This window comes from Arthrobacter sp. CC3 (assembly GCF_039907775.1).
Classification (GTDB): Bacteria; Actinomycetota; Actinomycetes; order Actinomycetales; family Micrococcaceae; genus Arthrobacter.
In genome coordinates this window covers 55,511-67,342 of sequence record NZ_JARCCY010000002.1, presented here as the reverse complement: position 1 = coordinate 67,342, position 11,832 = coordinate 55,511, and the positions used below count along the sequence as shown (strand labels likewise).

Genomic DNA, 11,832 nt, shown 5'->3' with positions numbered 1-11,832 from the left:
CTATCTTAGGCGCCCCTGCACGAGGCTCCATTGATGCCCGCTGGCTGTAACATAAGCCCAAGCAGGGTGACTGACATCACAAGGTATTCGGTTTAACTACCGCATATTTGGCGCCACGACTACGTCCCCCGCACCGTTCGCAGTGGTTGTAAAGGCGCAACCCAGTCCACCCCCATGTGGAGGTTTTCATTTTGAGAAGCACACCGAGAGGCCTGTCGCACAGACGGCGCGGCGGATTGCTGAAGACGATGGGGGCTGTATTTGCCGCCGTCGTGGCAATTCTCCTCGTCGTTGCCCCGGCATCGCAGGCCACCACTCCCTCACCGACACCATCCCCGTCGAACCAGCAGTTCCAGAACAGCATCAGCGGCTTCCTTCGGGACGATGCACGTGCACCTATCGCTGACGTGACGATCACCGCCAAGAGCGGCGATTTCACCGGGACCGCAAAATCAGGCGCCAACGGCTCGTGGACCATCGGAGTTCCGGTCCAGGGCACCTACGAAGTGGAACTCGACGAATCCACCCTCCCCGAAGGCATCAAGCTCGCCGACGGCCAGGAAAATCCACGAAAAGTCACGTTCAGCCAGACGTCCAACCTGTCAGTGATCTTCGCCTTCGGAAAAGGCATCGTGGTCCAGCAACAGGACTTCGGCCAGAACCTGCTCAACCGGCTCGTAGCAGGGCTTAGCTTCGGCCTGCTGCTGGCACTGGCCTCGGTCGGACTCTCGCTGATCTTCGGAACCACCGGCCTTACCAACTTTGCCCATGGCGAAATGGTGACGTTCGGGGCCGTGCTGGTCTTCGCCTTCAATGCCATGAGCCTGCCGTTCTGGCTGGCTGTGGTCCTTGCCCTGCTGGGCGGCGGCCTGTTCGGCTACGTCCAGGATGCCGGGCTGTGGAAGCCGCTGCGCCGCCGCGGGACCGGCCTGGTCCCCATGATGATCGTCAGCATCGGCCTCGCGCTGGCAGTCCGCTACGTCATTCAGTTCTACTTCGGCGGATCCACCCAGCAGCTGCCGTACGCCCAGAGCTCCGAAATCCAGATCGGGCCGGTGTCCATCTCGCCCAACAACCTGTGGTCCCTGGTCATCAGTGCCGTCGTGATCGCGCTGATCGGCTTCATCCTGCTCAAGACCCGCCTGGGCAAGGCCACCCGTGCAGTAGCCGACAACCCCGCCCTCGCGGCAGCGTCCGGCATCGACGTGGATAACGTGATCCGGATTGTCTGGGTGGCCGGCGGCATGCTCGCCTCCCTCGGTGGCATCCTCTGGGCCTACTACCGGCCCGGCGTCACGTTCGACATGGGCTCACAGATCCTGCTGCTTATCTTCGCGGGTGTGACCTTGGGCGGCCTCGGCACCGTTTTCGGTGCACTGATCGGATCCATCATCGTCGGCATCTTCGTGGAGCTGACCACCGTGTTCGGCCTAGCCGCCGACCTCAAATATGTGGGAGCACTGTTCATCATGATTGTTGTCCTCTTGTTCCGGCCGCAGGGCATCCTTGGCCGTCGCGAGCGCGTGGGTTAGGAGACAGCCATGGACTTGGGATTCATATTTTCCAGCGCTGCCGGTGAACTGTTCAGCCCGACGACGGCGGCGTACGCGCTTGCCGCCCTCGGCCTCGCCGTTCACTTCGGCTACTCGGGCCTGCTGAACTTCGGGCAGGCCGGCTTCATGGCCGTCGGCGCCTACGGCTTCGCCATCTCCACCCTGACGTTCGGCGTGCCGTTCTTCGTCGGCCTGCTGATCGCCGTGATCTGCTCGGCGATCTTCGCCCTGCTCCTGGGTATTCCGACCCTGCGCCTGCGTGCCGACTACCTTGCCATCGTGACCATCGCGGCGGCGGAAATCGTCCGCTACATCGTCACCACCAACCAGCTGACGTCCGTCACGGGATCGGCCAACGGCCTCGCCGCCTTCGAAGGCGGGTTCTATGCCATGAACCCGTTCCCGGAAGGTTCCTATTTCGGTATGAACAACAGGGACTTCTTTATCCGCGTTGTGGGCTGGGGGCTTGTGATCATCTGCTGCACCCTGGTGTGGCTCCTGATGCGGAGCCCGTGGGGACGCGTCCTCAAGGGCATCCGCGAAGACGAGAACGCCGTCCGCTCGCTGGGCAAGAACGTCTACGCCTACAAGATGCAGGCCCTTGTCATCGGCGGCGTGCTCGGCGCCCTCGCCGGCATGATCTTCACCCTTCCCCGAGGCGCAGTCCAGCCGGCCAACTACGGCACTGAACTGACGTTCTTCCTGTACACGTGCCTGCTGCTGGGCGGCCTCGGAACGGTACTCGGCCCCGTGGTCGGCGCCATGATCTTCTGGGTGGTGCTTTCGCTCACCCAGGGCATTCTCTACGGCCTGATTGAGTCCGGCGCCGTGACATGGCTGAACACGGTCCAGGCCGGGCAGCTGCGGTACATCCTGGTGGGTGTGGCCCTGATGCTGCTAATGATCTTCCGGCCCCAGGGCGTCTTCGGCAACAAGAAGGAGTTGGCGTTCGCATGAGTGAGCAACGCAATGTGCCAACAGCAAACGGCACGGGAAGCACCGGAAACTCCGGGACCACCGGGACCACCGGGACCACCGACAAGATTGACTACATGACGGACACCCGGCCGATCGCGGCCGGCGAGACAGCTCCCGGCTGCAAGAAGCGGGACCCGATCGTCGTCGCAGAAAACGTCACCCGCAGCTTCGGCGGCATCAACGCCGTCGACGTTGAATACCTGGAGATCCCTCGGCACAAAATCACGGCGCTGATCGGGCCGAACGGTGCCGGCAAGACCACCCTGTTCAACCTGCTGACCGGCTTTGACACGCCGAACTCCGGCAAGTGGCAGTTCGAAGGCAACAGCCTCGCGGGTGTCTCCCCCTACAAGGTGGCCCGGATGGGCATGGTCCGCACGTTCCAGCTGACCAAGGTGATGGGCAAGCTGACCGTCATGGAGAACATGCGGCTAGGCGGTTCGGAACAGCCCGGTGAACGGCTCTCCAAGGCACTGTTCAAGGGCATGTGGGGCGGACGGGAAAAGGAAATCACGGCACAGGCCAACGTCCTGCTGGAGAAGTTCAAACTGGACGCGAAGAAGGACGACTACGCGGCATCGTTGTCCGGCGGCCAGCGCAAGCTGCTCGAGATGGCGCGGTCGCTCATGGTCAGGCCCAAGCTTGTGATGCTGGACGAGCCCATGGCCGGCGTCAACCCGGCGCTGACCCAGTCCCTCCTGGACCACATCAAGAACCTCAAGGCCGAAGGCATGACCGTGCTCTTCGTCGAGCACGACATGAACATGGTGCGCCACATTGCCGACTGGGTTGTGGTGATGGCCGAGGGCAAGATCGTCGCCGAAGGTCCGCCTGTTGAGGTCATGAAAAACCCGGCCGTGATCGATGCCTACCTGGGCGCCCACCACGACGTGGACCTGGGCGACGCCGAAGGCATCAAGGAACTGGCCGCCGAGCTCGTGGCCGACGAAGAGTCCATCGTGGGCACCGAGAACGCCGGCATCATCGCCGTCGACGTCATTGCCCCCGAAACGGACGCTGACACGGTGACGCCCGACACCAGGAAGAAGGACACCGAATGAGCGCCACCAGTGCGGCCGCGGCCGCCACACCAGCCGCAGCGGATGAATCCGTCGTCAAGGTCACCAACCTGGTGGCGGGCTACATCCCCGGCGTGAACATCCTCAACGGCTGCAGCATCGAGGCCCGCAAGGGTGAACTGATCGGCATCATCGGACCCAACGGCGCCGGCAAGTCCACGCTCCTGAAGGCCATGTTTGGCCTGGTGAAAGTGCACTCGGGGTCAGTGGTGGTCCGGGGCCAGGACATCACCGGGCTCAAAGCCAACAAACTCGTGTCCAAGGGCGTGGGCTTCGTCCCGCAGAACAACAACGTGTTTGCCACGCTGACCATCGAGGAGAACATGCAGATGGGCATGTTCCAGCGGCCCAAGGATTTCGCCGAACGGTTCGACTTCGTCACCAGCCTCTTCCCCGAACTCGGCAAGCGCCGCGCCCAGCGGGCCGGCTCGCTCTCCGGCGGTGAACGCCAGATGGTGGCCATGGGACGAGCCCTGATGATGGAACCCGCCGTCCTGCTGCTCGATGAGCCGTCGGCCGGCCTCTCCCCCGTCAAGCAGGATGAAACCTTCCTGCGGGTCCACGAGATCAACCGGGCCGGTGTGTCAGTCATCATGGTGGAGCAGAACGCCCGCCGCTGCCTGCAGATCTGCGACCGCGCCTATGTGCTGGACCAGGGCAAGGACGCGTACACGGGCACCGGACGGGAACTCATGAAGGACCCCAAGGTGATCCAGCTATACCTCGGCACCCTGGCAGACGAGGTCTAAGCCCCGCCCCTCCGGGAGCCATTCCAGGAACCGCGCAAGGGCCGTCACCGTCCGGTGGCGGCCCTTCTGCGTGCCCCGCGGCGCGTCCCCCGCCCCCGGGCAACAGAAAGCCCCCGTCCGGCCGGACGGGGGCTTTCCTGCTATCCAGGGTGGGTCGGCTTTACAGCTTGCCGAATTCTTCCTTGGACGGCTTGTAGGTGTTGTCATCCTGGTACTCGTAGATGCCGATGTAGGCTTCCGTGGGGTCGCCAGCATCGGAGAAGGTCACCGGACCGGACTGGCCGTCGTAGTCGATGTCCTTGCCGTTGCGGAGCAGCGTCACGCAGGATGCGAAGTCGTTGCACTTCTCGCCGGCCTCAGAGACAGCTTTGAGCTGCTTGGCGATGTCGGTGCCCTTTGTGCTCTTCGCGGCCTCGGCTGCCAGTGCAATCAGGTTGACGGCATCGTAGGACTCGCCAGCGTAGCTGTAGTCCTTCAGGGCCGGGTCGATGGCCAGCAGCTTCTTCTTGAAGTCGTCCTTGGCGAACGTGCCCGGGATGGTGCCCTGGGCGCCCTTCAGGGTGCCCGCCTGGAAGTCCTTGCTGTAGTCCGACGTGTTGCCGTCCACCAGGAACATCTGGGTTGCCTTGATGCCCTTGCCGGTCATCAGGGGGACGATGCTCTTGGCCTGGTCGAAGGTGATCAGGGCAATCGCGTCAGGCTTGGCTGCAATGACCTTGTCCACCTGGCTGCTGAACTGCGAGTCGCCTTCGTTGAAGAGCTCCTCGGCAACGACCTTGCCGCCGGCGGCTTCGAACGCAGACTTGACGTTCTTTGCCAGGCCGGTGCCGTAGGCGTCGTTCAGGACGATCATGCCGACGGTCTGGGCACCACAGGTAGCCATGTAGTTGCCGAGCACCTTGCCCTGCAGCACATCCGAAGGTGCCGTGCGCCAGTAGAGGCCCTTGTCATCCCAGGTGGTGAAGTCAGGAGACGTGTTCGCAGGCGAGAACTGGATGACGCCGGCGCCCGTGATCTGGTTGATAACGGTTTTGGAAACGCCCGAGGAAGCAGCGCCGATAATGGCGCTGACGCCGCTGCCGAGCAGCGCGGTGGTGGACTGCGTGGCGATGTCCGTCTTGGTGTCACCGGAGTCGCGGTGGATCACCTCGACGGGCTTGCCCAGTACGCCGCCTGCGTCATTGACTTCCTTGATGCCAAGGTTGACACCCGCAATTTCGGGCGGCCCGAGGAACGCCAGCGACCCCGTTGTCGGCAGGAGCGATCCAATCTTGAGCGGTGTGTCGGTTGTGGTGGTTGAGGCCGGAACCGACCCGCCTGCGCCTGCTCCGGTAGTGGCACTGCCGGTAGCGCTCGGCGCCGGGCAGGCAATACCTGACGCTGCGGGAGTGGTTGAGCCTGTCGAACTCGGGGTGGACGAGCCGCCACAAGCCGTAGCCAGAAGGGCGACGCCGATGCTAAGCGCTGTCAGCTTAGCGACACGCGGCGCCGCCTGGGGGAGTGAAATCATAGAGAGTCTCCTCGATCGAAAGGTGCGAACGGCCTTTGATGCGAATTACCAGGTGTACCTGATTTAGATTCAAGCTAGTGCAATTTCCCCGCGAACATAAGTGACTATGGTCACATCCTTATAACAGTCGTTGCATATGGGAAATCACGGGGCATGGAGGAGAAAAGTAGTACCCCAGGTGGGACTCGAACCCACAACACGCGGATTTTAAGTCCGCTGCCTCTGCCAATTGGGCTACTGGGGCGCCCGGTCCATGGTATCCCGTCAGAGCCGCTCAAAGGGTGCGGCGTACCGGAACGTCCCGTGGATGCCACCTGGCCAGACGGCGAGCGGGAGCACCTGGAACGATTCTCCCCACTCGGCAGTCGGAGGGTCGATGCCCAGCGAGACCGACGGCACAAATCCGAAACGGGAGTAGTACTCGGGGCCGCCCAGCAGGGCGATGCCCCGCTCCCCCGCGGCGTTCGCGCGGGCCACGGTTTCCTGGATGAGGGCCGAACCGATGCCGTGCCGCTGCAACCGCGGCACCACGCCGATGGGGCCAAGTCCCAGCAGCTCCAGGTCCCCCACCCAGCCCCTGGTGCTGATCACGTGGCCCACCACTTCGCCGTCCTGTTCCGCAACGATGCTGAACTCGGGCAGGTACTCGTCACAGTCGAACAGCTGCTTCAGCAGCCCCACTTCCACCGGTTCGCCGTCCACGGGCAGCCCGGTTGCGGGCGAGACCGAGAAAGCCGCCGCCGTCAGCTCCAGGATCGCCGGCCGGTCCGCCGGCTGTTCGGTACGCAGGACGAGCGCGGGAGCGGGCGCCGTCTGGTCGGAGCTCCGGGCGGCCAGTTCATGCAGTATTTCCAGGGCGCGGTCGGCGTCGGCCACCGGGACCAGGAGATGGTCGTGATGGAACCCGGCGAGGACGTTGCAGCTGATGCGGGCCTCGGTAAGCGCCGCACTGACGGCGGCTGTCAGTCCGACGGCTTCAAGCGACGAATGCACCTGAAGCGTGATCCAGGCGGCAACGAAGTCGTAGCGAAGCTCCAGCCTGTCCGCTTCAGCCCGGGGCAGCACCACCGTGAGCCCTTCAGCTTCCCGGACGGCGGCTTCGATGCCCGGCACGAGCGGCCGGCCGTACGGCCACAGGACATAGACGTATTCCCCCTCGCGCAGCACGGGATGGATGGATGCCAGCAGGGTCCGGATGTCCTTTTCACCAGTCATTGAGCCATTAAACAACAGCGGCGGCCGTTCCCCGGGGGAACGGCCGCCGCTGACGGAGTCGCGCAGCTACTTGGTGTCAGCCGATACGGTCTGCTTCTGACCGCTGGTGCTGCCGGATTCGGCCGGCTTCTCAGCCGCCGGTGCGGCCGGAGCCGCAGCCGGCTTGGGAGCAGGAGTGGCGGCGGAGACGAAGGCTCCGCGCGGGTTCTCCAGGTCGATCAGCTGTGTGGTGTCGCGGCCAACAAAGAAGCTCAGGATCCAGTTGAAAATAACGCGGAACTTGCGCTCGAACGTAGGCATGGCCATGCCGTGGTACCCGCGGTGCGCCAGCCAGGCCAGCGGACCCTTGAGCCCGATGCGGCCCAGGAGGTTGATGTTGGCAACGCCCTTCCATTCGCCGAAGCCGGCAACGGCGCCCAGGTTCTTGTGCTTGTAGTCCTTGAGCTCCTTGTCCCAGCGGGAGGCCCACAGGTTCTTCGCGAGGCGCTTGGCCTGGCGAAGGGCGTGCTGCGCGTTGGGCACGCAGGTGCCGTCGGGCAGGCCGCTGCCGGTGAGGTCCGGAACGGCGGCGACATCGCCGGCGGCCCAGGCGTTCTCAACAATGCCTTCGTCGCCTGCGATGCGCAGGTCCGGAAGAACGCGGACGCGTCCGCGCGGCTCCAGCGGGAAGTCGGTGGAGCGGACCATCGGGTTCGCCTGCACACCGGCAGTCCAGACAAGGGTGTCCGCTTCGAATTCCTGGGCGGGGGTCTTGTCCGGAAGGTTGATGAGCTTCAGGGAGCCCTCGGCGTTGTCCAGCGAGGTGTTCAGCAGGACTTCGATGCCGCGGCTGCGCAGGTGCTCCACAACCCAGTCGGCCTGCTTGGCCGTGACCTCGGGCATGATGCGGCCCATGGCTTCAACCAGGACGAAGCGGACTTCCTCCTGCTTGACGCGGGGGTTGTTTTTGACCGCCGCACGGGCGAGGTCTTCCATCTCGGTGATGCACTCGATGCCGGCGAAGCCGCCGCCAACCACCACGAAGGTGAGGGCACGTGCGCGATCCGCGGGATCGGTGATGGTGGAACCGGCTTCAATCCGCTCGAGGACCTTGTTGCGCAGCGCAACGGCTTCCTCGATGGTCTTCAGGCCGATGCCCTTATCCGCCAGGCCCTTGATGGGGAACGTGCGGGTGATGGCGCCTGCGGCCAGGACGACGTCGAAGTAAGGAACCTCAAAGTTCGGTCCGCCGTCGGACGGGGCAACCACGGCGGTCCGGTTGGCATGGTCGATCGAGGTGACGCGGCCCTGGATAAGTTCCGTCTGCTTCAGGTGCTGACGGTGTGAGACGACAGCGTGGCGCGCCTCAATGTTTCCGCCGGCAACTTCCGGCAGGAAGGGCTGGTAGGTCATATAGGGCAGCGGATCAACGACGGTGACGATGCCACCGGCATTCGCGATCTTGTTCTGCAGTTTGAGGGCTACGTACAGGCCGACGTACCCGCCGCCGACGACGAGTACCCTGGGACGGTCCTGGAGCTGTGGGGTTGTTGCCATGACTCAAGAATACAGTAGTTTGTGAAAATCTTCACTAACTAAATCGTCGCCGTTACGTTCCGTTCGAGTCCACCTTGTCAAGGACTCCGGTCTCCGGCTCCTCGGGCACATTTCCGGGGTTCCTGGTGGCCCGCCGCAGCTGGAAGGCGGCGCCCCCGATGATGCCCACGAACAGCAGCCCGAAGCCGATGACCACCACGGCCGGCACGGCACTGTCCAGCTGGGACGGCGCCTCAGCCACCGGCACCGTGGCCACCGGCAGTGTGGGCGGCGCACTCGTGGGGCTGTCGCTGGGCTCAGCGGCGGGGGCGGTTGCGGCTGCCTCGCCCCGGCGGTGGATCCTGATCCAGTCGGCGACGGTGCCCAGCGGATTCACCTTCGTTTCGGGCACGTCCGCCTTTAGCGCAGCTTCCGCGTTCAGCACGCCGTACCCGTAGATGGGGTCCTTCCCCGGCGCCCCGGCATCCTTGGCCGTGGTGACAATCCTGTTGATGACCTGGCTGGCCGTCATCTCCGGCCATTTGGACCGGATCAGCGCCGCCACGCCGGACACAATCGGTGTGGCGCCGGACGTGCCGGCCCATTCCGCATAGCCGTCCCCGGGCATCCCGCCGATCAGGTTTTCGGCCGGTGCCGCCACGCCAATGCTGATGCCTTGGGAGGAGGAATCGATGCTGGCAGCACCCTCCCGGTTCAGGCCCGCCACAGTCAGGACGCCCGGGATGGTTGCCGGCGCTCCGACCTGGACGTTGCCGCCCACCCGGTTGCCCGCTGCGGCCACAATGACCACATCCTTTTGCTCGGCGTAGAGGAACGCTGCATCCCAGCTCTGCGGCCATTCGGGTGAGGTGCTGCCCAGCGAAATATTGATCACGCGCGCGCCGTTGTCCACGGCCCAGCGGACGGCCGCCGGAATCTGTTCCTGGTCCGTCTTCCCGCCGGGGTTCTGGGAACCAAGCCAGGTGGACACTGACAGGATCTGCGCTTCGGGAGCCACGCCCACGATTCCGTCGGGGCCCGGGGCCGGAGTGGCGCCGGGACTCGCCGTGGACTTCGGCGGCTGGTGTCCGCGGCCGGCCAGCATCGTAGCCACCAAGGTGCCGTGCTCGGGCTTCGAGCCGATGCTTTTCTGCCCGTCCGCGCTGCCCGCCCCGGAAGCATCGCTGCCGCCGACGACGGCACCCTTGAGGTCGGGGTGCTTGGCATCCACGCCGCTGTCGATGACGGCCACTTTGACGTTGGCGCCCTTGGACACTTCCCACGCCTTGGTGATGCCGGACTCGGCCAGCCAGTACTGCTTGTCCCGCCATGAATCGGCACGGGCTTCCGGTGCAGCGACCAGCGACGTCGCCAGGCCGCCTGTGGCCAAGGCAATTGCCGTCACGGCGGAGGCCATCCGGCCCCAGCGGGTTGTTGCTCTGGTCATTCGGGTCCAATCGGCTGTACGTGCGAAGTCATGAGCTGATGCCACGTCCTAGCTGATGCTCAGGGCAATTCCGTCGAGAATATCGTGTTCACTGGCGACAGCCGAAGTGATCCTTCCCTCCGTTACCTCGGCGAGGCGTTCCAAAACGCGCCGCCAGACCAGTCCGCCGGCACCGATGACGTCTACCCGGCCCGGATGCATGTAGGGAAGTCCGGCCCGTTCGGCTTTGGTCATCCCGAGCAGATCCGTGCACGCCTCGCCAAAGGTCTTCAGCGGAAGCTCCGCGCCGTGGATCGCCGCAGGCGAGTATTCCGGCAGCCGGAGCGCGTGGGCCGTTATCGTGGTGACGGACCCCGCCACGCCGACGACGACGGTGGTGCGGTCCAGCGGAACGGCCAGTCCCGCCTCGCTGATGGCGGCGTCGACGTCGGCCTCCGCGGCAGTAACCTGCTCCGGAGACGGCGGGTCGTTGCGGAGATGGCGTTCGGTCATCCGGACGCAGCCGACGTCAACGGACTTGGCGGCGATGACGCCGTTGGCGTCGCCGAGCACGAATTCGGTGCTTCCCCCGCCGAGATCCACCACGAGCACGGGATCGGTGCCGCGGGACGGAAGAACGCTGCTGGCACCGGCGAAGGACAGGGCGGCTTCTTCGTCGCCGGTAATCACTTCAGGTTCCACGCCGAGGATTTCGCGGATGCCGTCCACGAATACCTTCCGGTTGCTGGCGTCGCGCGTGGCCGACGTGGCAACGAAACGGACCTTTCCAGCCCCATGCTCGCGGATCAGCGCGGCGTAGTCGGTCGTGGCGGCGAAGGTCCGGTCCAGGGCTTCCTGGGCCAGTTCTCCGGTTGCGTCCACGCCCTGGCCCAACCGGACCACACGCATTTCGCGGACGACGTCCGTCAGCTTCGGGCTGCTCCCGTTCCCGGCCACGTCGGCGATCAGGAGCCGGATGGAATTGGTTCCGCAGTCGATGGCGGCAACTCGGGTCACTGGGCGGCCTCCGTGGAGTCGGTTTTCTCGTCAGCGTGATTCTCTTCAGCGTGCTTCTGCGTGTTGCGCACGGGTGCCGGACGGCCCACGATCTCGGGCAGGCCCTGCGGCCCGTGCCGGCTGAGGTCCTGCGAGGGCGCTTCTCCGCCGGTGTCCCACGCACCGTCGCAGTAGCAACGGTCCGCCGTCCACCATTCACTGATGGCTTCGAGGGCTTCATCGCCCAGCGGATTGACACCGGGACCGGCAGCAAGGGAATGGCCCACCAGGACGTGAAGGCACTTGACGCGGGTGGGCATGCCGCCGGCAGAGATCCTGTCAATCTCGGGCACGGCGCCAATGCCGGACCGCTCCCCGATCTCCGCACGCGAAACCAGATATGCATCGTGGGCGGCGCGGTAGCTCGCTGCGAGTCCGGAGTCTTCGGCCAGGCGTTCGTTCATCCGGTTCATCAGGCCGGCGGCCTCAAGGCGCGACACGGCGGAGGTGATGACCGGGTGGGTCAGGTAGAACGTGGTGGGGAACGGGGTTCCGTTGCTGAGCCGGGGGGACGTCGCCGCGACGAGGGGGTTGCCGCAGACACAGCGGGCGGGGATTTCGACGACGTCGCGCACTGGACGCCCCAACTGGCGGCTCAGGACGTCGAGGTCGCGGGCGGAGGGGTGGCTGTACCCGGGCACGGTCGGGGCCTCGTTTTTTGCGGGGTGTCCGCCCGGGGCGTTGTCGCCTACTGCATGCTGGTCCACTGGCGCGGCCGCCTTCCTGCCCTTGGAGGCTGACCCGTGGGAAA

10 protein-coding genes and 1 tRNA gene are annotated in these 11,832 nt (G+C 65.0%); 4 read left to right on the top strand and 7 right to left on the bottom strand.

What is annotated here, in order from left to right; all coding sequences use genetic code 11:
- Nucleotides 1-248: 248 nt before the first annotated feature.
- The 4 genes from PV761_RS00365 (at nt 249) to PV761_RS00350 (ending at nt 4,359) form a co-directional block, all read left to right on the top strand.
- Nucleotides 249-1,532, top strand: a complete 1,284-nt coding sequence (locus tag PV761_RS00365) for a branched-chain amino acid ABC transporter permease (RefSeq protein WP_028270464.1) — start codon at nt 249-251, stop codon at nt 1,530-1,532.
- Nucleotides 1,533-1,541: 9 nt separating this feature from the next.
- Nucleotides 1,542-2,510, top strand: coding sequence for a branched-chain amino acid ABC transporter permease (locus tag PV761_RS00360; protein WP_028270465.1), 969 nt, complete (start codon nt 1,542-1,544; stop codon nt 2,508-2,510).
- Between the two features lie 95 nt (nt 2,511-2,605).
- Entirely contained in the window at nt 2,606-3,592 is a 987-nt protein-coding gene (locus PV761_RS00355) for an ABC transporter ATP-binding protein (RefSeq protein WP_051628811.1), read from the top strand.
- Nucleotides 3,589-4,359 (top strand): ABC transporter ATP-binding protein, encoded by a 771-nt coding sequence (locus PV761_RS00350; RefSeq protein ID WP_028270467.1) that lies wholly within the window; start codon nt 3,589-3,591, stop codon nt 4,357-4,359. Before PV761_RS00355 ends, PV761_RS00350 begins: the two co-directional genes overlap by 4 nt.
- A 160-nt stretch (nt 4,360-4,519) precedes the next feature.
- Here PV761_RS00350 and PV761_RS00345 read toward each other — a convergent pair whose 3' ends face one another.
- From PV761_RS00345 to PV761_RS00315, 7 genes are all read right to left on the bottom strand, one after another.
- Nucleotides 4,520-5,869 (bottom strand): ABC transporter substrate-binding protein, encoded by a 1,350-nt coding sequence (locus PV761_RS00345; RefSeq protein WP_028270468.1) that lies wholly within the window; start codon nt 5,867-5,869, stop codon nt 4,520-4,522.
- A gap of 170 nt (nt 5,870-6,039) precedes the next feature.
- Nucleotides 6,040-6,113: transfer RNA gene (locus PV761_RS00340), tRNA-Leu, on the bottom strand.
- Between the two features lie 20 nt (nt 6,114-6,133).
- Complete coding sequence (locus PV761_RS00335) at nt 6,134-7,084, bottom strand: N-acetyltransferase (protein ID WP_347893455.1); 951 nt, start codon at nt 7,082-7,084, stop codon at nt 6,134-6,136.
- A gap of 66 nt (nt 7,085-7,150) precedes the next feature.
- On the bottom strand, nt 7,151-8,620 hold the full coding sequence (locus PV761_RS00330) for an FAD-dependent oxidoreductase (protein WP_347893453.1): 1,470 nt from the start codon (nt 8,618-8,620) through the stop codon (nt 7,151-7,153).
- Nucleotides 8,621-8,672: 52 nt separating this feature from the next.
- Nucleotides 8,673-10,016 (bottom strand): S8 family serine peptidase, encoded by a 1,344-nt coding sequence (locus tag PV761_RS00325; RefSeq protein WP_347893844.1) that lies wholly within the window; start codon nt 10,014-10,016, stop codon nt 8,673-8,675.
- A 78-nt stretch (nt 10,017-10,094) separates the two neighbouring features.
- Nucleotides 10,095-11,042 carry a Ppx/GppA phosphatase family protein gene (locus tag PV761_RS00320; RefSeq protein ID WP_347893451.1) on the bottom strand — a complete coding sequence of 316 codons (948 nt, stop codon included), beginning with the start codon at nt 11,040-11,042 and terminating at the stop codon, nt 10,095-10,097.
- Entirely contained in the window at nt 11,039-11,722 is a 684-nt protein-coding gene (locus PV761_RS00315; RefSeq protein WP_347893842.1) for a DUF501 domain-containing protein, read from the bottom strand. Before PV761_RS00315 ends, PV761_RS00320 begins: the two co-directional genes overlap by 4 nt.
- Between the last annotated feature and the right edge of the window lie 110 nt (nt 11,723-11,832).